Raw genomic sequence first — 22512 nt, forward strand, 5'->3', positions numbered from 1 at the left:
CGGAGTCACTGCCCGGTGGGTGCAGCCGCCACCAGTGGTGCGGCATTCAGCAGGGCGGTTGCCGCGGCTCGGGCGGTCGTTGCCGCGGAGGGGTCGCGGTCCAAGCGTGCGGACTGTTCCGCCCCGTCGTACAACTGGAGGAGTTGGCGGCCCAGCGTCTCGGGGTCGGTGTACCCGGACGCGGCGGCCAGTTCGGTGAGCAGGTCGCGCAGCCATGCGCGGTAGTCGTCGGCCACCTTGCGGATGGCGCTGTCCTGGTTCGCTTCGGCGGACGCCCGCGCGAAGGCGCAGCCGTTGAACTGAGGATCTGTGAATACCTCGCCCAGCGCGTCAAAGACGCCGAGCAGCTGCTCGCGCGGAGTGCGGAAACGAGTCAGGGTGCGGGCGATCTGCTCCTTCCTGCGCTCGAAGCGGCGTTCGAGGTAGGCGCAGACAAGGCCTTCCTTGTTCCCGAATGCTTTGTACAGCGACGCCTTGGCCACCCCAGCATGTTCGATCACGCGATCGATGCCGACGGTCTGCACGCCTTCACCGTAGAAGAGCTCATTGGCCGCATCGAGCAGCCGCTCGCGCGTCAACGCCCTGGCTTCGATCTTGGTCACCATGGCCATCTCCTTCCCTGTAGACGGTGCTGTTCACTGTAGCACAGAATCAGCCTTCAGTAGACAGATCTGTCCACCATGTTTCTCTGGTAAGTCGCGCAGGGAGGGGTCGGTACTCCGGAGGAGGCCGGAAGCGAGGTGACGATGGAGGTCAGCACGCCCTAGCGAGGCTTTAGGCTCCAGGCCCAAGACCCGGCGTCCGGGAGTCGCGTGCCTGGGGGCTGCTTGATCGGTACGTCCGAAGAGGCAAGGCGAGATGATCACTTTTTCGACGGGACCGAAATGGGCCACGCTAGACAGAGCTGTCTGTCTGTGTGACGCAAACACCGCTGACTCCGGGAAGGTCGACGGCAACCCACGTCGTGGCATCCGGTGACAGTCCGCGACGCCGGTCGGCCGGGCTCGGTGAGGTCGGGGGAAGCGGCCATCTCCGTGACCGCGCGCGGGAGCCCGCGCCGGAAACCGGGCGGTGGGGATGGGGGCTGCCGTGCAAAGCTGGCTGTCCGGAGCGGCCCATGGCGATCAGCCGCCTGCACGGCTGTGGACCGCTGGTTGGAGGACAGGACGAACGCCACACGGGCGCGTCGGTGGCCGCCGCTTGCGGCATGCGCCCTGCTCGGGTTGCCGCCGCCGGCCTCATGGCCCTCCTTGGGGCGTGCTGTTCAGCTGAGGTCTGGCCGATCAGCGGGGGGCGAGTGGGGCCTCGAGGCCGCCCACGGCCGGCGACCGTGATGCGCCCCGCTCTGCGGCCTCGGCGGCCCGCACTGCGCATCTGGCCTTCCAGGACGTCCGCGCACGCCCGCAGCGCGCCTGGTCCGTGGGGGCGTTGAGGGTGTGGACACTGCGGTCTGCGAAGCAGCATGCGGGCGGCGTCATCTATGTCCGCGGCGCCGGCCACGCCGACGGCGTCGTGACTCCCGGCCCTTCACGCCGGGCACATTCCCACGGTTGCGCCCATTGGCGGCTGCAGCCGATCGGCCTGCCGGGCCCTGCGGGTGGTCTTGAGGCCTGAGGGAGGAGCCGGCCCCGTGCGAACCCGCCCGCAGCCACAGCCGCATGCGAGCTCCGTCGCTCACGTGGAGCGGTGGAACCCTGTGCCGTGCTCCTCGGTCGCCGAGTAGAGATGGACCGGGATGGTGACCAGGCCGAAGCTCACGTAGCCGGTCCAGAGCGCGCGCATACCGACAGCGTGCAAGCCGGGGCAGTTCGCCGCGCGGCTGCTGCCCCGGGCCGGTGACTTGCGGCGAGTGCTTCCGGGCTGGGTTCAGCGCCGATGGGCGCGGCCCCGTTGGGGGCTACCACGTCGGTACGGTCAGGTCGGCAGCGGACTCGCCGCTTCGCAGCCGGGCCAGCAGGTCATCGGGGTCGTAAGGAACTCCGACCGGATTTCTGGTGAAAGAGTCCGATTCGATGAACTCCGTACCCTCTTGCGCGGTTTCGAAGTTGTCCACCTGAAGTTCGATCTGATTGCCGTCAGGATCCGCGTAGTACATCGAGGTGGTGGTGCCGTGATTGATCGTCGCGGTCGGCGTAATGCCTTCCTTCTTGAGCCGCTCGTAGTTCTCGAGGAGATCCTGGAGAGACGCGTAGGCGAAGGCGATGTGCGCCAGGCCGTGGAGGGGCAGAGAAGCGAGGTCGACGGGAAGATCAGTCGTCGCGCCTACGCCGACAATGCCTTCGTACCCGCCAGCGTGCTCAGCCGCCATCTTCGCCGCGCCATCGGGGTCCGTCACGGCGATCCTGTGGTGCTCGTCGTCGTAGGTGAGGAACACTGCGGCCGGGTTCTCGTGCACCACACGTGCTTGAAGAACACTGAGGTACCAGTCCCGCAGTTGCGGCACCTGCCTGGTCCACAGAACTACGTGCGCCAGCTTCATCGGTGAGGCCATGTTCTTGCCTTCCTGCAGAGGTGACAGACCGCTCGCCACCGGCCGCAGCAGGTAACGAGCGGAGTGCCTGCAAACCACAACGCCGTCGAAGGGATGCTACTCCTAAAACAAGAGTGGCAAGTAAAATCAGAGTTGCATCTAAGTTAGGGGGCGTTCCGTCGGTGACTCGAGCAACAACCTCTGGGGAAGGCCGGCCGCACAGGCGACGCCGCGTTGATCACGTGATCGGCCCTTGGTGGACGCCCCAGGGGAGGCAAACGGCCGGGCGGTCCGGATCGCGGTCGCGCTATGGACCTCTTGATTTCTCGATGGGCGTTGACACGACCTCACGCCGACAGCAGGCGCAGGGTCAGGGCGCCCGCGGCGACCGCGAGCAGGATGGCGGCGGGGGCGACCTTGAAATCACGAACGCGCACGTGTGACGCGACCGCACCCATGAAGTATCCGATGACACCGATGGCTGCAGCCGCCCCGAGCGGCCACCAGAAGAGGCCGACGGCCAAACCTGCGGCGCCTGCAAACTCCGCCGCCGCCAGGAGCCAGAGCTTGCTCGCAGGGAAGCCGACCTTGCGCATCGTCTCCATCTGCTTCGGGTCGTGCCGCAGCTTGCCGGAGGCCGAGGCCGCCAGGACGGCGGCCAGCAGGATCGAAACGATGGACGTGGCCAGGAACATGGGAACCTCCCAGTTGGAGTAACTATGAAAAACAGAGTAGCTCAGATCAGAGTAGTGGCTTGGTAGCATGGAGGGATGCAGGCGAGACGAAACCGTGATGCCCATGACGAGCGAGCGTGCGACGCGGCGCTAAAACGTGCCTTCGAGTTCCTCGGCAAACGCTGGAACGGCGTTCTCCTCGGCACCTTGATGGAAGGCTCAGCCAGCTACGCCGAACTCAAGCGATCCATCAAAGGGATCAGCGACTCGATGCTCTCCGACCGCCTCAGCCAGCTCGGAGCCGCAGACCTGATCCAGCGCGTCATCGACGCAGGGCCGCCCGTCTCCGTCATCTACAGGCTGACTCCAGCCGGCGAGGCTCTGCTTCCCGCCCTCCGAGAACTGAGCGCCTGGGCGGAAGACAATCTCGCCCCCTGACCCTCGGGCGGTTCGCGCGGCGGCGACAGCTGAGGGCGCCGCCGCTCACCTGCCCGCCTCAGCGGCTTCTCCCGCCAGCGTCACCACAAGCCACGAGGGCCCGCACACGCCACCCCGGTGGAGGTAAGGCCGCCGTCCACGAGACGCCGAAGAAGAAGAGCGCCGTGAAGGCAGCGTTGAGGAGGCAAGCCCGCGCAGGCGGCGGCCGCCGGGAAGACGAGGGCCCGGAATCCGGCAAGGCGGCGCTTACCCGCATGCGTCGTCGAAGTGCGGAGTGGGGCAGTCGGACTGGATGATGGGGAGGTGGGCCTCCGTCCCGTGTTTCCCCCGAGCGGGGACGGAGGCCCACTCTCTGCACAGCCCCTGCCGGATGGCCGGCCATGACGCTGGTGCGGTGGCTGCCGTGGCAGGTCGCCGTGGGGCTTCTCAAGCGGTCTCGGTGCGATCATCGCGTCGGTGGCAGCGATGCTCTCCCGCCGGACCGGCGCTCTATGCCTTTGCCGGCCCAGCGTCTGTATCTGCCGTGCTTGCGCCGTTGTGGTGGTTCTCGGCCCGGGCTGCGGCCGGTGTCTGAGCGGGGGCGCGAAGGGTGCGTACCTGTGGGGAGAGCAGTGTTGCCGCGGTGGCCAGGACGATGAGGGCTGCGCAGCCTGCCAGGGCCTGGCCGGTGCCGACGGCGGTCGCGATCGGGCCGGCGAAGAGCAGACCGAGGGGAGCGAAGGCCAAGGAGCCGAACCAGTCGTAGGAGCTGACACGGGACAGAGCCTCCTCGGGGACCTCACGCTGGATGGTCGTGGTCCACAGGACACCGAAGATGTCACTGGCGACGCCGGCGCCGAACATGGCCACGGCGATCAGCCAGACGGGAGCTGCGGCGCTGAGCAGAACGATCGGTGCGGCAGCCGGAAATGTGCAGAGCACGGCCACCAGAAGGGGACGCTCTACCCGGACGCGAGCGGCGAGTCCGGCACCGGCGACAGTGCCTGCCGCTTGCGCGGCAACGATCACCGACCACGCCCGCGCTCCGCCCAGATGCTGCTCGGCCGTCAGCGGGCCCAGGACTCCGACGTTTGCATTGAGCGCGGCCACCACGACCGCATACTGAGCAACCACGACCCACAGCCATTGCCGGGAGGCGAACTCCCGCCACCCTTCCCGCAGATCGTCCCAGCCCGACGCCTTCTTACGCGGCCGCGCGACAACCTTCAACCGGGCAGTCAGGGCCGCACTGACAAGGAACGAAGCGGCGTTGAGCGCGAGAGCCCAACCGGCACCGATCAGCGCCACGGTCACTCCGGACAAGGCAAGCCCCAGCAGCATGGAACTGTTGGTGCCCATCCGCAACAGGCCGTTGGCCCGCTGCAAACGGTCCGTCGCCACGACGAGCGGCACCAGGCCGTCCATCGCCGGAGCGAACAACGCTGTGGCCGTTCCGGCCGCCACCGCCAGCAGGCACATCGCCACCAGCGGCGCGTGAGCAGTCAGCACCATCGCGGCCAGCCCCGCATACGCGACAGTTCCCAGCACATCGGCCACGACCATCAACCGCGCACGTGACATACGATCCGCGATCACACCGCCGACCAGGATGAGCACCAACTGCGGCAATGCTTGGCACGTCACTACCAGCGACAGCCGACCCGCACCGGCCCCCGGCAGTGCCAGTACCGCGAACGCCAACGCCACCCGCGCAAACCCGTTGCCCAGAACCGAGATGATCCGCGCACCTGCAAGCAACGCGAACTGCTGGTCACGCCACAACGATGCCCCACCCGAAACGGTTGTCACGGCCATGCACCTTAGGGCAACCACGCCCGTCCACAGCCCGAACCGGCCAACCCAAGCGCCACGGCCTCCATGCACGCAAGGCATCGCCGGCCGTGCTGTGAGCCGGAGACGTCGGAGTGTCCTTCACCGCGGGGGCCGGTGCGGGTGGCGCCGGCTTCTTGTTCGGCGTTCCCGTGACGGCTTCCTCGAAGTCCGCGGCGTGTGATCCTGATGGTGCACGACGTGACGTTGACGGTGGCCCAGACGCCGCCGCCTCGTTCCCGGGAACTGCCGCCGCCCACTGAGTGTTTGCGGTCGCACGAGCTTCATTCTCACTGATTGCCAGTAGGAACCGGCCAGTTCCTGCGGGGGCCATTGCCCTTCGCCCAACTCGCTGTTCGGATCAAGCGTTCCCCACAAAAGCACACGGCGGCGAAGCCCCGGCGGTGCCGTCCGCAGGAGGCATCACCGCTGGCCGGTTGGGGAGGCCGTGAGCGAGGCGCCGTCGTCGATCGGCGGGGCAGCCAGTCGTCTCTCCTCGGCCTTCTGCTGCCCCGCAATGTACAGGTCCGCCCAGTCGCTTCCGAACTGACCGGGGCATTCCTCGGGCGTCGCCTCTTCCCCCGGACTCCAGTCGTCGGGATGAGCGAGAATGGCGTCGGCCCACGCGTCGATGCATGCCTTCCGGCTGGCTACCTCGTTCTGCCCGGGCATCTCCGAGGCGATGCCGACGGGCGGCGCGGGCTCACCCCTTGCCGCAGAGGTGCATCCTGACGTCGCTGCAGCGAGAGCGAGCAGGGCGGCGCAAGCGGCATGACGGGCGTACATGGTCCCCCAAGGTGAATGTGATCAGCAGGGTGCATCCTGTGCGCAGACGGCCGGACACGTGCGTCGTGTTGCCGTGTTGTGATCTCCGCGCCCGTCGGCGTATGCAGGCCTCGTGTCGCTGCCCGGGACTGTCATGTTGCCTCGTGCCAGGGCTTGTTCGCGGCCCAGCGGCGGATCCAGCCGACGAAGCGGGCTGGGCGGTGGTGAACCCGAGGGGCTCCGAAAAGGATGGCGCCGATGTCGGCGATCCCCCGGACAACACCTCGGCCCGAGATCGCTGCCACTCGCCCATGCAAGCCTCATCCGTCGTCATACCGCGTTCGACGGCGTGCTCCTGCTCGTACACCTGGCTGTGCGCGCCTACCGTCGGACCATGGGTGGAGAACAGTGCTCGGCGCTGTGGATTATGAGACTGCCCGAGATTCGTAGTGAGTTAAGTCTATGATGATGGTGAGTTGGCGGGAGTTGAGGGAGATGAGTGAGTCGCCGCACAGTGAGCACACCCCGCCCGTCAAGAACGTGACCGAGGCCCGCGAAGAACTGCACGCCCTGGTGAAGCAGGCCGAGGGCCCGGATGCGCGACCCACGGTGATCGAGAATCGCGGCGTGCGCGCCCTGCTCGCACCTCTGGACCGGTTCCCTGCCGCCCGGCACTCGGGCAGTCTGCCCTCTCACTCCCTGAACTCCGCGCAGAGGGACCTCGGCGAGCTCGTGGCCCTGGCCGCGGACGGTCAGCCGCAGGTCCTCAAGCGGTACAAGACCCCCGTCGCAGTGCTGCTGCCCGCCGACGGGCCGATCAGCCTCACCCCACTCGACACGACCGCGCAGCATGGCGCGGCAACCGCAGGAGGCGCGGTGACCAGCCAGCCCAGTCCCAGTCGTGAAAGCGGGCGCAGGCTCGCCACCCTGGGCGATGCCATCGGCGCCATGTTCGCCTCCGGCCCGGTCGGCGGCCCCAATTTCGGGCTGGCCGGTCTGGACGGTGCGACGGGCGGTCTGCAGCAGGGGCGGCTGACGCTGGTCGCGGCCCCGCCGAATGTCGGCGGGAGCCTGCTGGGACTGGCGGCCGCACGGCAGACCGCGCTCGTCGACAACCGGCGGGTCCTGTACGCGGCGTCGGGACCGAACCGCGACGACATTCTGCGCCGGATCGTCTCCGCGGAGACCGGCGGCGACTACCCGCGCCTGAAGCAGGGCCGCCTCACCGAGCACGAACAGGACGTCGCCCAGCAGCTGGTCCAGGCACCGCTGCTCATCGACGACGGCAGCGACCTGACGGCCGAGGCCATCGCGGAGACCGCCCCGCACGTCCAGGACCTGGCCCTCGTGGTCGTCGACCGGCTGCAGGCCGCCCACAGTGCCCGACTCCCGCTGTCCGGGAACGGTCTCCCCGACGCCTCCCAGGTCCTGGCAGGCCTCGCCCGCACCCTGCGTGTCCCGGTCCTGGCCGTCGTCGACAGCGACGACCCCACCCTCCTCGCTCTCCTGGACGCCGACGTCCTGCTGACCCTCGCACCGGCCGAGGACCCGTCCAAGGTCCAGGTGACGGTCGCGGAGCGGGACTTCGGCGCGATCGGCTCCGCCTACCTGCAGCCCGACCTGCTGCACGCCCGCTTCCTCGACGCCGGCCCCGCACCCCTCGCCCGCACTGACAGCACGGCCACTCCCGCGGCGCCGCCGGCCACGGTCGATGCGGCGGCGCTGGAACTGGCCGAAGCCGCCCTGCCCTACACCTCCGGCGGCACCCAGGGCCTGCCCGCAGCCCTCACCCACGAACTGGCGGCCTGGCGCACGGCAGCCACCGGCGGCGACCACAAGGCTTTGAAGGAGATCCTGCCCTCCCTGCTCCAGGCCGCGGCGGCGGTATCGCGGATGCCGGACACCGCCGAGGGCCGTCGCCTGACCGACGCGTTGCACGCGTACGACACCGCCGTGTCCGCCGGCGCTCCCGGGCAGCCTGCCGCCGTTCAGCCCGCCGCGGGCAGCGGACAAGTTCCCGGCGACGGCGACGAAGACGACACGGCAGACGACGAGGACGGACTCGCGCCCGGCGATGAGGAGGAGCCGGAAGGAGCGGTTTTCCCCGCGCTGAAGATCCTCAAGGAGGGGGTTGCCCGCTCCAAGATGCATCCGATCCCGGTCATCCGCGTCGAGGAGCGGGAGAGTGGACCGTGGCCGCTGATCAGTGAGCGCATGGACGGCGAACCGCGCTGGGTCCACCCCGACGTCACCAGCACCCGCGTGCCCTACATCCGCGCCAACGGCAAGCGCGTCCGGCGAGACCAGCTCGACGTGCCCGACTCCTTCGGGGAGGGCGTGATGTGCCTGATCGACCGCAACGGCAGCTACCCGTCCGCGTGTTCGGCCGTCCCCCTGGCCCCGAACAAGCTGCTGCACACCGGACCGCTCACCGGATTCGACAAGGCCAGCGCCGGGATCTACCTCATCGACATCCCGGAGTGGACCCGCACGGACATGCCACACCCCCTGGGACGGATCATCGACCGGCCCGACGAGCAGGGCCGCGTGTGGGTCACCACCCCGCACATCAAGCAGCTGGAAAGACTCGTCCGAGACGGCCACCTCGCCGCGATGCCGGCCATCCACGACTCCTGGACCGGGAAAGCCAACGAGTCCCTCTTCAAACCGTTCTACGAGGCCACCCGGAAGGCACGCACCGACCTCGTCCAGGCCGGCGGCGAGCCCTACAAGGCGTACAAGACCAGGTTGTCCATCGCGCTGCGCCTGCTGTGGCCCAAGCGCCAGGACATGCGGTCCCCGTTCTGGCGGCCGGACTGGCGTATGAGCATGGTCGCCGAGGCATCCGTCCGCCACTGGGCCGTCGCCTTCAGGGCAGTCCAGGAAGGGCACAAACTCATCGCCCTGCGCAACGTCGACGCCGCCGTCTTCTGGACACCCGACGACACACCGCCTGCCACCTACCGGATCGGGACCGGCTTCGGCGAGGTCAAAGCCGACTTCGTCCAGCCCGGCGCATTCATCCCCGAGGGTGACGACTGATGGCCGGACCCACCGGACACGGAAACTCCCTGGGCGCCGCCCTCAACGACCTCCTACGCTCCCAGGTCACCCCCCGCCACCGGCTGTCCTCCTACAACGCCAAACACTGGCACGCCCAGCTCAGCCAGCTCACCGGAACCCACCGCGGCCACCAGGCCCTGGAAGACGCCGGACTCGACGTCAACGTCAAGACCCTTCTCAACTGGCTCTCCGACCCCGAGTACAACGTCCGCCGCAGCTGCCGCGACCTCATCCACACCGCCTACGAGAACGTCGCCGTCGTCCCGGCCGAGCCGATTCCCGACCAGTTCAAGAACGGCGACTTCGAGATCAGCGGCTGGGTCACCACCGGCAGCGACCGGCGCCGGCGCGGGACACGCGCCGCCGCGCCTCTGCGGATCGACGGCCAGATGGGCAACTGGGGCGAGATCGAAGCGCTCTGGAATGCCGGCGATCTCAGCGACGACGACTTCGAGGACCACTTCATCGACGACGTCATCGTGGAGGACATCGGCGAGGGCACCGACGGATGGACGTTCGACGGAGGCTCCTACTCCGTCGAGCTCAGGTAGCCCACCGGAAGGAAACCCGAGCAAGAGCAGCAGCCCTGAACGGTCCGTGTTACCGATGCCCACCGTGCACACCGAGGCAGCGGCGGCCAGAGTGGCCGCAAGGAGTTCGGCGTCCGGTTCGGGTTATGTGGGCGTGCAGTCCATGATGAGGTGCCAGAACGCGTCCTCGTTCATGCCGGCGAGCACGCCGCAGGGGACTGACAGTCCTGTCCGACGGGTCAATGACCTCCAGGAGCTGCCGGTGGGATGCCGGGCCTGGCGAACAGCGCGGCAGCCCTGGGCCGCTTCGGAGCGCAGGGCTGTCACAGATCAGGAGGCTGTCCTGTCTTCACTAGGGACACTTCCTGATTGGAGAAATACATGAGTGCTGAACAGGCACATCTGCCCCCAGGCGTCGAGGTGATCGCTACCCTGCCGAAGGCGACGGCCGGGATGCCGGCCGGCTCCGAGGCCAGGACCGTCCGGGTCACCCTGTCGCCCGGGGACCCCGGCGCGCCGCCTCACCGGCACCCCGGACCCCTCTTCGGCTACGTGACCCAGGGCGAGATCCTCTTCGAGCTGGAGGGGCAGCCGCCCCGGGTCCTCAAGGCCGGTGACGCCGTGTTCGAGCCCGGGGGCGACGTGATCCACTACCTGGGCGCCAACAACCTTCCGGACGCGCAGTCGGAACTGGTGGTGACCATGTTCGCGCCGCCGGGTACCCCGGTTCTGACCGTGGTGAGCGCAGAGGAACTGGCCGAACGACGACACCTGCGGTTCACCCAGCCTTGATGACCTCCGGTATCGCGGCTCTCTCTTTGCGCCCTGACCGAGGCATCTGAGGGCCGCCAGGGAGGCTGCTGCAGCGGCGCAAGCTTTTCGATGCCCCTTCTGGCCGACTAACGCGCTCATGGGGCGCTGGTGTGTGTCGAGTAGCAGGGGTCGCGCTCGATGAGGTCGACCCCATCCAGAGGAAGGGCCCCTGGTAGCCCCACATCGGCGTGGTGCGGGGGAGGGGCGACAGTCGGTGGTGAGGACCCGGTGCCGTCACGGTTCCGGGTCCTCACCGTTCGCGCATCGACCGGTGCGCGGTGCCCGATGTACGTGGCCGGGGGCGGCAGACACGTCGACCAGGCCGGGGAGGCCTTGAGGATCTGCGCCGGGCCGCCCGCACTCCACGGTGCTCCCGTCCCGTAAGTACCGCACGTCTCATCCGTACATCCGGGTGAGGTCCCTGGCCGGCGATCGCGCGGCCGCTCCTCTGGGGCCGGAAAAATCTGCCCGGCTGACAGCCAGCCACCCATCCTCACTCGGTGAGCTTGGCGACGCAGTCTCGGTCATTGTTCGACACGGAATTCTTCGGTGCGGAGGAGCTGCGATCCGGACCCGGCGCGAAAGACCGAGAGATCGACTGCTGACGTGAGTTGAACCCACTTGTCGGAGAAGGGGGTCACCGCAACTGAGGGAGGCAAGACCGTCATGTAGTCCACCGACGCTGTGCGTTGCGCTAGCCAGTCGGCGTCCTGCGGCCGAGGCTGGCGGAGACCACTCGAAGGCCAGTGAGCCCTGGGACGCGATCGCCGCGCGTCGCGCCCGTGTCGGACGCGCGATCCGTCGGCACGAGGGCAGTCGGGGCCTGGCTCAGCGGCCACTGGAACGCGGTCGGCTGACTGACGGGTCCTCGTGGTGGGTCTGATCACCGCCGACTCGACGTCCAGCGTCGCCCCTACCTCCGGCGGCAGCGGTGGCGGAGGTAGGGGCGACGGGTCCGGGTGAAGTGACCTCTGGTACTTGTAGGGGACTGGCGGAGGCTTCTACGCTGCCGCCGCGTTTTGCAGGGATGCGGCAAGCGATGGCTGGGACACGTCGCCTGCCGACATGGACGAGTAGTGACGGAGGTTTCGCTACTCCGGCAGTGCGGCGTTCAACTGCGGGCGAACTCGAGGAGGTCCTTGTTGAAGACCTCGGCGAACTTGGGGACCATCGCGAGACCGTGCGGGGCGCCCGGGTAGACCTTGTAGATCGCGTCCTTGACGAGCTTCGAGGACTTGTCTCCCGCTGCGATCTTGGGAACGATCTGGTCGTCGTCGCCGTGCACGATGAGTGTGGGCACGTCGATCTTCTTGAGGTCTTCGGTGGTGTCCGTCTCGGAGAACGCCTTGATGCAGTCGTAGGCGCCCTTGATCCCGACGGTCATGCTCCAGAGCCAAAACTCGTCGCGGGTGCCCTGGGTGACGGTCGAGTCGTCGCGGTTGGCGCCGTAGAAGGCTGCGCTGAGGTCCTGGTAGAACTGCGAGCGGTCTGTCTCCACGCCCTTGCGGATCTCGTCGAAGACCTCGATCGGCAGGCCCTCGGGGTTGGCGTCCGTCTTGAGCATGAGCGGGGGGATCGCGCCGACCAGGACGGCCTTGGCGACGCGGCCGGTGCCGTGCCGGCCGATGTAGCGGGTGACCTCGCCGCCGCCGGTCGAGTGACCGACGAGGATGACCTCGTGCAGGTCCTCGGCTTCGATGACCGCGGCCAGGTCGTCGGCGTAGGTGTCGAGGTTGTTGCCCTCCCAGGGCTGGCCGGAGCGTCCGCCACCGCGCCGGTCGTGGGCGATGGCGCGGAAGCCGTTGTCGGCCATCATCTTCATCTGCGGATCCCAGGCGTCGGCAGTGAGAGGCCAGCCGTGGGAGAAGACGACGGGCTGGCCCGATCCCCAGTCCTTGTAGAAGATCTGTGTGCCGTCCTTGGCGGTGGCGAAGGGCATGAAGGCTGTTCCTTTCGAAACCGGTCCAGAACACCGCAGGTCGCGCGAGTTCGGTGCCCGGTGCGGACTGGTCCCGACGCCAAGAGTCGACTCCGGCGTGCGGGGGACCGACGGATATGTCAGCAACGAAGAGTGACTGAGAGTGATCGCATCGTCGCCCTCACCCTAACCGAGGGGCACCGCTTCAGCGCGTCGAGGAATCCTGACCGCAAGCCCAGCACTCAGGGTTCTTCTTCGTCTGCTGGCCACGCCTGGATGTCGGCCTTGGACCTCATGGGCAGACGAACCCCAGGCCGTCACCCGTGCCACGGCGAAAACTCCAGCCGTCCTGGCCGGACGACCTAGGCGACCTAGCCATTGCGGGCCCGGACGTGTGAAGGTGCTGGATCGAACGGAGCACGAACCCGTCGCAGTGCCCCGCACGAACCGGGGGCGCCGGAGAGGATGGCCAGATGGCAACCGCGAAACGCCGCTACAGCCTGACGTGGACCGACCCGGACGGTGCACCGCAGGCCTCTGCCGGCCGCTACGACAAGCGGGCCGCCGCACGGCGCCGGCGTGCGCTGGAAGAAATCGGCTGTACGTGTGTCGAGCTTGTCGTGGTCAAGCCTGGAGAGCTTCCCGAACCGGCGCTCTGACCCACCACCGGCTCACGCCGGCTGTCCATTGTGTGAGGTCGAAGGGCCACTCGTGCGGACAGCCAGCGACTGGACCCATTGAGATGCTTGGCGAGTTCGCCGAGTGAGTGGTTTCCCCCGGGATTCGCCGTGATCACGTCGGTGATTCTGCGGAGGGCCGGAGATCGGGGCGGCGGTCCCTGCAGTGGGGCGGAGAACTGTTTTTGGCTGCCCGAACGCTGCAATTGGACCACCAGGGCGCGGGCGACCTTGCGGGTCAGATCAGGGCCGTGATCCTCCTCGACGTGTGTCAGTGCCAGGTCGATGCCTTCGATCACGCCTGGCGAGGTGTAGGTGGTCCGTCCTGGACGTAGATGGCGTCGGGTTCGACGCGGCTGGCCCGGCAGCGGGCGGCGAGCTCGTGCGCGACCCTTCAGTGCGTGGTCGCGCGCTTGCCGTCCAGGAGGCCGGCGGCGCCGAGGATGAATGCTCCGGTGCGGATGGACGTGACCCGGCCGGCCCGGACCGCCGGCGTTCGCGCGGCCTCGATCAGATCACGGGGCACAGGTGTGCGCGGGGAGAAGTCAGCGCCGGCCACCAGGAACCTGTCAGGAGCAGGCTCCGTGGCGGCGGCGACCGCGATACGGATCCCGATGGACGAGGTGACATCGGCACCGGTCGGTGACACCAGCACGATCGTGTAGTCGGCACCGGGCCGGTTCGCTTCCCCGAACACCTCCGCGGGGCCGACGACGTCGAGGAGTTTGACCCCGTCCTAGACGAGGATCGCGACCCGATGCGTGGCGGAGCCCACAATCCCGCCTGCCCGCCTGCCCGCCTGCCCGCCTGCCCGCCTGCCCGCCTGCCCGCCTGCCCGCCTGTCCGGATTCGGGTGACTCATGGCCGGACCGAGGGAGCGCCGGATGCCGGGTGGTTGGCAGTGTGGAAGACGGGCGCACCGCCCATTCGTAACACACCGATATCGGAAGGAGCAGAGGTCATGAGCGAGATCATCGCGGGGGTAGAGATTCCTGAAACGGCGGCGGTCGCCGAGGCCACCCGCCTCATGCAGGAAATGACCAGCCCCCTCATCTACCACCACTCCCGGCGCGTTTTCGTCTTCGGCGCCATACATGCTCACAGGCTCGGCCTGGAGCCAGACCCGGAGCTTCTCTACCTGTCCGCCATGTTTCACGACACGGGTCTCTTGACGCCGTTTTCCGACGTTGAGCAGCGCTTCGAGGTCGATGGTGCCGACCACGCACGCAAGTTCATGCTCGACCGCGGTTTCCCGGCCACGGCCGCCGACGTGGTGTGGACGGCGATCGCGCTGCACACAACCCCGGGAGTTCCCGGGCGGATGGGCCCGGAGATCGCCATCACGAATCTGGGGGTTCTGACCGACGTGCTCGGCCTGGGCCTGAACGAGCTGAACCGCAGCCAGGTGGACGAGATCACCGCCGTCCATCCGCGGGGTGACTTCAAGAACGAGTTCTTGCAGGCCTTCGTCGAGGGACTCAAGCACCGCCCCGAGACCACGAACGGAACCGTGAATTCGGATGTGCTGGAACACTTCATTCCCGGCTTCCAGCGCACAACCACGGTCGAGCGCATCATGGGCGCCCCCTGGACGAGCTGATCAAGGCGCCATAAAACGTGATGAGACGTGTGAGTGGCCCTCACGACGGGCGTCGTCTCGGGCGAGGTGCGGCATTCGCCGTGCTGGCCTGCGCCAATGTGATGATGATGGCCACGGCAAGCGCACCGTCCCCGATCTACCCGCTGTATCGGGAGCGTTGGGGCCTGTCGGTCACGATGCTGACAGTGATCTTCGCGGTGTATGTAGTGGGTCTGCTCGGCGCCCTGCTGACGGTCGGATCGCTGAGCGACCAGCTGGGTCGCCGCCCGGTGCTGGTCGCAGCCCTTCTGGTGGCGGCGGCCAGCACGGCGATCTTCTGGACGGCCGACGGCGTCGTCTCCCTCCTGATCGCCCGGGTGGTGCAGGGCATCGCTACGGGGACGGCGACGGCCGCTCTTGCCGCCGGACTGGTCGAGCTGTCACCCAAGAGACGTCCGCAGATGGGGCCCACGACGACAGCGGTTGGCACGAGTATCGGCATGGCCACCGGCGCCGGAGTGATGGGGCTGCTGGTTCAGTCGACCTCACGCCCCGATGCGTATGTCTTTCCCGTCCTGACGCTGACCTTCGTCGTTCTGGCCGCGGTCGTCCTCACGATCCCTGAGACACTCGTCCCGCGAACGGTGGGACTGGCGTCGTTGCGACCGAGAGTCCGGGTTCCTCGGGAAGTCCGGCCGGAGTTCTTCGCCTCCATTCCCGCCCTGGTCGCGGCGTGGTCCGTCACGGGTCTGTTCCTCGCGCTCACTCCGTCCCTGGTGAGCAGTGTCCTGCATGTGCGGTCCGGTGCTGCGGGTGGGCTCAGCATCGCGGCGCTGTTTCTGGCCAACAGCGTGGGCGGGTTGTGGTCCGTTCGGCATGCGGCTCGGCTCGCCACCTTGCTGGGGGCGGTTCTCCTGGCTCTGGGTGCGTCCGGGCTGGCGGTGGCCATCGCTGTTGCGTCGCCGGCCGTATACGTGGGCGGATCCGTCGTCGCAGGGCTGGGCGTCGGCCTGACGTTCAACGGCAACCTCCGCGCCATCAGCGCGGTCACTACCGCGAAGTCGCGGTCGGAGGTCTTCTCGGCCGTCTAAGTGATCAGCTATGCGGCGTTGAGTCTTCCGGCCCTCTCGGCCGGGCTCGCGGCGCCCTCATGGGGACTGGAGACCACGGGCTACCTGTACGTCGGCTTCGTCGGGGCTCTGTCCTTGGGTGCGGCCCTGCACGCCGGACGATCACGTGCTCACAGGCCCACCGGCCATCCGGTACGCACGGGCTGGGAAAGCGAACCTCGCAGCGAACGGTCCCGCTGCTGAGTGCGCCGCACGCCATACGCCGACACCGTCCCCGAAGCAGTTTGATCAGGACTTGCGGCTGCCCGTGTCGGAGCGGGTCGGCTCGCTTCTGCGGAGGTGTCTTCGAAGATCCCGAGGTCGAAATAGCTGTGCTGCATCTGCAAGCTGGAGGAGGTTGTATGGGTGACGGGCATGGGCCCGGACGATCTGAGCAGGATGACCCGCTCGGAGCCGAATGGGAAAGGCACCGGCCAGCGGTGTTCGGCGTGGCCTACCGGCTGCTGGGGACTGTGGCTGATGCCGAGGATGTCACCCAGGACGTGTGGCTGCGGGCGGCCGGAGCGGACCTGCAGGACATCGGTGATCTGCGGGCCTGGCTGGTGACGGTGGCCGCGCGACGGTCGTACGACATTCTCAAGAGCGCCCGCTTCCGCCGGGAGACCTATGTCGGCCCGTGGCTGCCGGAGCCGCTGCTGACAGGGCCGGACGCGTCGCTGCCGGTACTCGTCGACGAGTCCGTCGGCTCGGCGATGCTCTTGATCATGGAAGAGCTGAGCCCGCCGGAGCGGGTGGCCTTTGTCCTGCACGATGTCTTCGGCCTTGAGTTCGGCCGAATCGCCGAAGTGCTGGACGTCTCCGTGCCGGGTGCCCGGCAGCTCGCCTCGCGGGCACGGCGGCGGGTGGCCAAGGCGAAGCAGTCCACGCCGCAGGCGTCGAGGGCGGAGCGCGAACGCGTCCTCACGGTCTTCCGCGCCGCCTACGAGGCCGGGGACCTGGCCGGCCTGGTCAGGCTCCTCCACCCGGACGCCGTCTACGTCACCGACGGCGGCGGCAAGGTCTTGGCGGCACGCAAGCTCGTTCACGGCGGCGAGCGCGTCGCCGAAGTCATGGTGCGTACGGGGCGTCAGTGGCACCCGGACCGAATCGACTTCGCCGAGGTCGGCGGCGAGCGCGCGCTCGTGTTCCACCGGGAAGGCCGGGTCTACTCCGTCGACACGGTCCAGATCACAGACGGTCTGATCACCGCGTACCGCAGGGTCCTCAATCCCGACAAACTCGTGCGCGTCTGAGCTGTCACGCATGTAGGGGCCACCTCGTCTCCCTGATGAGAGCGCACAGCGGGCGACGAGGGAAGACGCCAGAAACAGGTGAAATCGATCATGCGGCACGGCATATATCCACCCGCAGCCTCAATGAGCCCTGCGCGCGAGCGCTGTGCGTCCCTCTCCAGTAAGGATCTGTATGCAAGCCATGCCGCCGGGCTGGCCCTGATGGACATGCCCTACCCCCACGCGGCCGAGAACGACGTCATCGTGCGGGTGCACGCCGCCGGCTTCACCCCTGGCGAGCTGGACTGGCCCGCCACGTGGACCGATCGCGCCGGACGCGACTGGCATGACGATCATCCGCGTCACGCAAGACTGAATCAGGAGACTGCTCGTGATGGGACTGCGAATCGCCGCTGGCCTCGTGGTTGTCGCCACGCTGACTGCGGCCACGGCCTGCTCGACCTCGGACCAGCCCACCCACGCCAAGGGCACGACGTCGGCCGTGGCATCGCCTGCGACCATGGCATCGACACGCCCCACCGAAACCCTCAAGCCGCTGCTCCAGCAAGCCCTTCCGAATGTGAAGGGCAAGACGTTCACCTCGGTGATCGTCGACTTCCCGCCAAACGCACGCGCGATGCCGCACCGGCACGGCCAGGCGTTCGTCTACGCCTACGTCCTGGAAGGCACCGTGCGCAGCCAGCTCGCCGGCAAGCCCGTGAGTACCTACCACCAGGGCGAAAACTGGGTCGAGCCGCCAGGTGCCCACCACGTCCTCACCGAGAACGCCAGCCCGACCGAACGGGCCAGGCTCCTGGTCGTCTTCGTCTCCGACACCGGAGAAGAGCTCAAGGTCGACGACCCGGCGGCGTAGCCCGGGGCAGCAGCGGGCGGCACCGCCCCGCCCACCACTCGACCCCTGCCAAACACACCCGACCGGCCACCCTCACGCACGCCGAGTGCGCGGCGCAGGCCACCCGAACGAATCGAAGGAATCATGACCGACCCTCAGCGCGTCAACATCGGCAAGCAGCACCCGGCCGCCTACGAGACCCTCATCGCCCTGTCGTCACAGGTGGAAGAGGCCACCGCCGCAGCGGGCCTCGACCCGCTCCTGATCGAACTGCTGAGGATCCGCACCTCGCAGATCAACGGCTGCTCGTTCTGCCTGCGCATGCACACCCGTGACGCCCTCAAGAAGGGCGAAAACCCTGACCGGATCGCCGTGCTGCCCGCGTGGGCGGAGACCGGCTACTTCTCCGAGACGGACCGTGCCGCCCTCCGCCTGACCGAGGCGATCACACGCGTGGCGGACGGACACGTCAGCGACGAGGACTTCAACGCCGCCGCGGCGGTACTCACCGCAGACCAGGTCTCTGCAATCGCCTGGCTGGCAACCGTGATGAACGCCTTCAACCGCGTCGCGATCACCAGCCGGTACCCCGTCGGCAGCTGACCTCGACGGTGACACCGGCGGTGATACGGGCTGCCGAAGCCAGAACAGGTCGGTCAAACCGCGCCGATGCATCCGACCCCTGAGCAGTGGCAGTCCGCCAGTCGGCAGCGGCGAAGGCATGCAGAACCTCCGCGACGCCGTCGAACTGTGGGCCACTCGTGCGGACAGCCAGCAACTGGACCGTTGCCGACATCGCGGCCCGTGAGCACGCGCTGACCGCCATACCATGGTCCGAGGGCCGAAGGGACGTTTATCGTGCGCCGCCTCGCTCACTCGACCCGTATGTCCGATGAAAAAGCGAAGACCAATGTGCTGCCCAACCTGCTGGATACCGTCGAGCGGCAGGCATGGCTCGACGGCCTCGCGAAGGGTGTGCGCAGGGTGGTCCGGGCCGTTCCACTGGGTGGCGCCCGGGATGTCCTGCACGGGCGCTGGCTGGGGCACGCCCTGCACCCGGTGCTGGTCCAGGTACCGATCGGCACCTGGACGGCAGCCGCAATCCTCGACCTCATGCCGGGCGAGAGCCGGGCGGCGCGGCGCCTGGTAGCGGCGGGCCTGCTCGCCGCGCCGCCTGCCGCCGCAGCCGGCTGGGTGGACTGGGCCGATCAGCCGCCACGGCTTGCGCGCACCGGCCTCGTTCACGCGGCAGCCAATCTTGCGGCTGTCGCGGTATACACGGGTTCCCTGACCGCGCGCTACACCGGCCGTCCGATGCTGGGCCGCATGCTGGGATTCGGAGGCCTGACCGTCGCCAGTGCGGGCGGTGTCCTGGGCGGCCACCTCGCGTACCGGCAGGCCGCGGGAGTCAACCATGCGGCGGCCGTACCCCTCGTCGTGGAGACGGACTGGTACGACGTGGGCCCGTTGGAAGACATACCGGTAGGTAAACCGGTGCGGCGCATGGCAGGGGAGACGCCGGTTTTGGCTGTACGCCATGAAGACGGCCGTTGTTACGCGCTGGCAGACCGGTGCAGTCACATGGACGGCTCGCTCCACTCGGGCGAGATAGTCGACGACTGTATCGAGTGCCCCTTGCACGGCAGCCGCTTCCGGCTCGCCGACGGCGAGAACGTCCGAGGTCCCGCGACCGCCCCGCAGCCTCGCTTCGAATGCAGGACCGCGCCAGACGGCCACTTGGAGATCCGGCTCGTCTCGAACTGATCAGGCCACCCGAAAATGCGGTGCGCTGCCGTCGAAGCGGTGCCGCTCACGCTTACGCACCGCCTCTGCGTATGTGCCACGATCAGCCTGCCCCAGCGAGTGGGCGGACGAGAATCCTACCCAGGGCCGACCTTGGGCGGGTGGTGACGGTCATCGGCCTGGGCCGAGCGTGCGCGGTGGCAAGGGCCAAGTTGGCGACACCGCTCGCGTAGCAGTGCTCGGGTTGACCTGCTGGGCCTCCCCGGTTGGCACGACGATGACCGGAGTCGCAGATTCCTGAGCGCTGACGATCGAGGGGCCTCGAGGGATGTGGGTTCTCAGACCGCCTTCCACGCCGAGCTTCCACGCCGAGTGCGGCGAGCCGATGGCGCACCTCCTCCCGCAACCACGGGCTGGTCCTCGCCGATCTCCCCCGGTGAAAGACCAGAGCGTCGAGCCGTTCGAGGGAGGCGGCCATCGAGGCTGTCGCGCGTCGGCAGTGGTGGGTGACGACGTCGAGTGCGAGGGCCCCGCGGTGGTCGCCTGCGGCGCTGCTGCGGACGTCGCGGGTGTCGACGGCGGTGCCGGACAGCGCTACGGGACCGGATACACGGACGGTTGAGGCGTCAGGACACCTGCACGCTTCTGTGTGCTCCGCGCAGGTGGCAGGGCTTGGCCCGTGGGAGCGGTTTGGTGGCATTCGGTAGTGGGTTGACCGCCTCATGGGGTACCCGAAGGTGTATCCGGTGTGCCCGACGGGGCAGCCGCAGGTGAGGAGGTTGCGACATGCCTGCTGGGTCGAGCAAGAAGCGGGAACGGCAGTACGAGCACATCAAGGAGAGCGCGGAGGACCGGGGCGAATCAACCAGCCGGGCCAAGGAGATCGCGGCACGCACGGTGAACAAGGAGCGGGCTCGCTCGGGCGAGTCGAAGACCGCCAGCAAGACGTCCACACGAGATCCGAAGTCTGCCTCACAGCGGGGCGGGCAGCGCTCGCACTCCGGAGCACAGGGGCCGACCAAGGACCAGTTGTACGAAGAGGCCAAGAAGCGTGACATCCATGGGCGCTCGTCCATGAGCAAGCAGCAGCTGAAGAACGCACTGGGGCGCTGAACCGACGTCGGGTGAGACGGCTCAGGGCACCGGGCGTCATGCCGACATAGAAGACTTATTTGGGGTACATGGCACTCATGGACACTAATATGTACAGGTTCATGGCGGCCTCCATCGCTGGTCCCATGTGGCTGGCAGTCGGCGGCATCGCTGTCGTCCTCGTCCTGCTCGTGGCATTCTTCATAGGCAGCCGACGCTCCACGCAACGCCGGGTATCGCCGTCGACTCCACAAGCCGCTCAGGCGCGCCGGGAGTTGGCGCATCCCCCGCGCCGAGGCGAGGGATGGACCACACCCGACGACGATCCCGAGCAGGGGCACCCCCATCGGTGACCGAGTCCACCGCGATCTGTCCGGCTGACTCCGCCAGCCGAGATGGCACCCTTGCCACTTTCCCTGTCGTCGCCGAGAGCCAGCCTCATCACGGCAGAGGTTCTCAGCGCCACCGACGCCGCCCACTGCCGCGTCGCCTGGATGCTGAGCCGTCCTCTGAGGGCGGGTACCCGGGTCGAGGAGGCCACCGCGCGCTCGTCATCGAGGAGATGGCGGCCGACGTCGTGGTCTGTGGGGAAGATGAGGACGCTCACCTCGCGCGGTAAGGGAATCCACCGACGCCGGCTTCGACGAGGTCTACGTCGAACTAGGTCGGCCCCGCGCAGGAGGGCTTCTTCGAGTTCTACCGCGCCCACGTCCTGCCCTGGCTGAAAGACACGGCCCGCCCGGCTACGGGTGATCCGGCAAGCAGAGACCCGTCCGTTCCGGACGCCCGGATGCCGCGCCACGGGTGATCAGTGCAAGGTGGTGCTCGACATCAGCGTGGTCACTGCGTTCATCCGGACACCACCCGGCCCGACACCGGTAGCGATGAAAGGTATCCATGCGTATCCACCGCCGTTCCACACTCTCCCGCTGGCAGGGCTGGCGTTCCAGGCCCGCGCTGCGGATCCCCCACGGGGCCGACGACGTGGAAAACGCCAACCGCAGATTCCTGCTGTACGGCGTCCTGCCGCTGTGGTTCGTCCCTGCTGTTGCCGACTGGGTGATGCACCGCCGCTCGGACATCGAGCACACCAGTGGAGTGCGGGAGTCCGCTGTTCACGCCCTCATGATGACCGAGGCGGGTGTACCTGTCGTCGCGGGTCTGATTGCGAAGGTCAACCCGTTGGTGCTGTCACTCATGGGTGGGGCCGCCGTCGTGCACGGAGCCACCGCGCTGTGGGACGTGTCGCTGGCCACCGACAAGCGGGAAGTGCGGCCTGTCGAACAACACCTGCACAGCTTCCTCGAAGTGCTGCCGCTGACCGCTGCCGCGTTCACCACCTGCCTGCACTGGGACCAGGTCCGGGAAGCGTTGAGAGGCGGCGGCAGGGCCGACGACTGGAAGCTTGTACCCAAGGAGCGTCCGCTGTCGGCCGGCTACCTCACTGCGATCGCCGCAGGGGTTGGGCTGTGCGTCGCCCTTCCGTACGCGGAGGAGATGATCCGCTGCGTACGCGCGCGTCGCGACCGCGCCGACGATGCCCCGAGTAGTGGCTGATTCGGGCAGGCCACGCATGCCTGACCGGCAGCCCTGGGCGGCGCTGATCGACCGGCGAATCACCCGGTGTAGGGCGTGTGTTCACCCAGATACGGAGCGTGGCCTGCAGTTGCCAGTCCGACAACCTATGCGGCGGGCTACCGCCATGCCGGGCCCCCGGAAAGCACGGGGGTTCTCCAGGGCTCCGACA

The 22512-nt window shown here is 68.1% G+C and carries 22 protein-coding genes and 1 pseudogene; 15 read left to right on the forward strand and 8 right to left on the reverse strand.

Annotated elements, in window-relative coordinates:
• Nucleotides 1–5 precede the first annotated feature (5 nt).
• The 3 genes from H305_RS0139975 to H305_RS0139990 all read right to left on the reverse strand — a co-directional run bounded on the left by H305_RS0139975 (nt 6) and on the right by H305_RS0139990 (nt 3165).
• Entirely contained in the window at nt 6–605 is a 600-nt protein-coding gene (locus H305_RS0139975; RefSeq protein ID WP_028805412.1) for a TetR/AcrR family transcriptional regulator, read from the reverse strand.
• Between the two features lie 1292 nt (nt 606–1897).
• On the reverse strand, nt 1898–2530 hold the full coding sequence (locus tag H305_RS0139985; protein WP_234021393.1) for a VOC family protein: 633 nt from the start codon (nt 2528–2530) through the stop codon (nt 1898–1900).
• 287 nt (nt 2531–2817) lie between these two features.
• Nucleotides 2818–3165 (reverse strand): DoxX family protein, encoded by a 348-nt coding sequence (locus H305_RS0139990; RefSeq protein ID WP_028805414.1) that lies wholly within the window; start codon nt 3163–3165, stop codon nt 2818–2820.
• A 75-nt stretch (nt 3166–3240) separates the two neighbouring features.
• Here H305_RS0139990 and H305_RS0139995 point away from each other — a divergent pair, with 75 nt between their 5' ends.
• Complete coding sequence (locus H305_RS0139995) at nt 3241–3582, forward strand: winged helix-turn-helix transcriptional regulator (RefSeq protein ID WP_028805415.1); 342 nt, start codon at nt 3241–3243, stop codon at nt 3580–3582.
• Nucleotides 3583–4071: 489 nt separating this feature from the next.
• Here the strand turns inward: H305_RS0139995 and H305_RS0140000 are convergent, their stop codons facing one another.
• Together H305_RS0140000 and H305_RS0140005 are read right to left on the reverse strand one after the other, a co-directional pair.
• The gene (locus tag H305_RS0140000; RefSeq protein WP_028805416.1) at nt 4072–5376 is read right to left on the reverse strand and encodes an MFS transporter; all 1305 of its coding nucleotides are present in this window, start codon (nt 5374–5376) and stop codon (nt 4072–4074) included.
• Nucleotides 5377–5814: 438 nt separating this feature from the next.
• On the reverse strand, nt 5815–6063 hold the full coding sequence (locus H305_RS0140005; protein WP_028805417.1) for a hypothetical protein: 249 nt from the start codon (nt 6061–6063) through the stop codon (nt 5815–5817).
• Nucleotides 6064–6651: 588 nt separating this feature from the next.
• Here H305_RS0140005 and H305_RS0140010 point away from each other — a divergent pair.
• The 3 genes from H305_RS0140010 (at nt 6652) to H305_RS0140020 (ending at nt 10541) form a co-directional block, all read left to right on the forward strand.
• Complete coding sequence (locus H305_RS0140010; RefSeq protein WP_051371487.1) at nt 6652–9198, forward strand: DnaB-like helicase C-terminal domain-containing protein; 2547 nt, start codon at nt 6652–6654, stop codon at nt 9196–9198.
• Nucleotides 9198–9770 carry a hypothetical protein gene (locus H305_RS0140015; protein WP_028805419.1) on the forward strand — a complete coding sequence of 191 codons (573 nt, stop codon included), beginning with the start codon at nt 9198–9200 and terminating at the stop codon, nt 9768–9770. The genes H305_RS0140010 and H305_RS0140015 overlap by 1 nt, the downstream gene beginning before the upstream one ends.
• Nucleotides 9771–10130: 360 nt before the next feature.
• Nucleotides 10131–10541, forward strand: a complete 411-nt coding sequence (locus H305_RS0140020) for a cupin domain-containing protein (RefSeq protein WP_028805420.1) — start codon at nt 10131–10133, stop codon at nt 10539–10541.
• Nucleotides 10542–11673: 1132 nt separating this feature from the next.
• Here H305_RS0140020 and H305_RS0140025 read toward each other — a convergent pair.
• Nucleotides 11674–12501: an alpha/beta fold hydrolase gene (locus tag H305_RS0140025; RefSeq protein ID WP_028805421.1), complete on the reverse strand. Its 828-nt coding sequence runs from the start codon at nt 12499–12501 to the stop codon at nt 11674–11676.
• Between the two features lie 452 nt (nt 12502–12953).
• On the opposite strand from H305_RS0140025, the gene H305_RS54190 reads away from it, so the two are divergent.
• Nucleotides 12954–13139, forward strand: a complete 186-nt coding sequence (locus H305_RS54190; protein ID WP_028805422.1) for a hypothetical protein — start codon at nt 12954–12956, stop codon at nt 13137–13139.
• Between the two features lie 412 nt (nt 13140–13551).
• On the opposite strand, the gene H305_RS54195 is transcribed toward H305_RS54190, so the two are convergent.
• Nucleotides 13552–13854, reverse strand: coding sequence for a DJ-1/PfpI family protein (locus tag H305_RS54195; RefSeq protein ID WP_028805423.1), 303 nt, complete (start codon nt 13852–13854; stop codon nt 13552–13554).
• 264 nt (nt 13855–14118) lie between these two features.
• Here H305_RS54195 and H305_RS0140040 point away from each other — a divergent pair, with 264 nt between their 5' ends.
• From H305_RS0140040 to H305_RS0140065, 7 genes and pseudogenes are all read left to right on the forward strand, one after another.
• Entirely contained in the window at nt 14119–14757 is a 639-nt protein-coding gene (locus H305_RS0140040) for an HD domain-containing protein (protein ID WP_028805424.1), read from the forward strand.
• Nucleotides 14758–14837: 80 nt separating this feature from the next.
• Nucleotides 14838–15827, forward strand: coding sequence for an MFS transporter (locus H305_RS48410; RefSeq protein WP_051371489.1), 990 nt, complete (start codon nt 14838–14840; stop codon nt 15825–15827).
• Between the two features lie 380 nt (nt 15828–16207).
• On the forward strand, nt 16208–17098 hold the full coding sequence (sigJ, locus tag H305_RS0140050; RefSeq protein WP_028805425.1) for an RNA polymerase sigma factor SigJ: 891 nt from the start codon (nt 16208–16210) through the stop codon (nt 17096–17098).
• Nucleotides 17099–17299: 201 nt separating this feature from the next.
• Nucleotides 17300–17443: pseudogene (locus H305_RS55395) on the forward strand (NADP-dependent oxidoreductase); the annotation flags it as partial.
• A 154-nt stretch (nt 17444–17597) separates the two neighbouring features.
• The gene (locus H305_RS0140055) at nt 17598–17951 is read left to right on the forward strand and encodes a cupin domain-containing protein (protein ID WP_234021394.1); all 354 of its coding nucleotides are present in this window, start codon (nt 17598–17600) and stop codon (nt 17949–17951) included.
• Between the two features lie 123 nt (nt 17952–18074).
• The gene (locus H305_RS0140060; protein ID WP_028805427.1) at nt 18075–18533 is read left to right on the forward strand and encodes a carboxymuconolactone decarboxylase family protein; all 459 of its coding nucleotides are present in this window, start codon (nt 18075–18077) and stop codon (nt 18531–18533) included.
• A 282-nt stretch (nt 18534–18815) separates the two neighbouring features.
• The gene (locus tag H305_RS0140065) at nt 18816–19694 is read left to right on the forward strand and encodes a Rieske 2Fe-2S domain-containing protein (RefSeq protein ID WP_234021395.1); all 879 of its coding nucleotides are present in this window, start codon (nt 18816–18818) and stop codon (nt 19692–19694) included.
• An 82-nt stretch (nt 19695–19776) separates the two neighbouring features.
• On the opposite strand, the gene H305_RS52990 is transcribed toward H305_RS0140065, so the two are convergent.
• The gene (locus tag H305_RS52990) at nt 19777–20397 is read right to left on the reverse strand and encodes a hypothetical protein (RefSeq protein WP_107440198.1); all 621 of its coding nucleotides are present in this window, start codon (nt 20395–20397) and stop codon (nt 19777–19779) included.
• Between the two features lie 62 nt (nt 20398–20459).
• Between H305_RS52990 and H305_RS0140075 the strand changes: the two genes are divergently transcribed.
• From H305_RS0140075 to H305_RS0140085, 3 genes are all read left to right on the forward strand, one after another.
• The gene (locus H305_RS0140075) at nt 20460–20786 is read left to right on the forward strand and encodes a hypothetical protein (RefSeq protein ID WP_028805429.1); all 327 of its coding nucleotides are present in this window, start codon (nt 20460–20462) and stop codon (nt 20784–20786) included.
• Between the two features lie 101 nt (nt 20787–20887).
• A complete protein-coding gene (locus H305_RS56525) occupies nt 20888–21118 on the forward strand; it encodes a DUF6479 family protein (protein WP_420708207.1) in 231 nt (76 codons plus the stop codon).
• Between the two features lie 544 nt (nt 21119–21662).
• Complete coding sequence (locus H305_RS0140085; protein WP_028805430.1) at nt 21663–22322, forward strand: hypothetical protein; 660 nt, start codon at nt 21663–21665, stop codon at nt 22320–22322.
• Nucleotides 22323–22512 lie beyond the last annotated feature (190 nt).

The organism is Streptomyces sp. 142MFCol3.1, from assembly GCF_000424945.1.
GTDB lineage: Bacteria > Actinomycetota > Actinomycetes > Streptomycetales > Streptomycetaceae > Streptomyces > Streptomyces siamensis.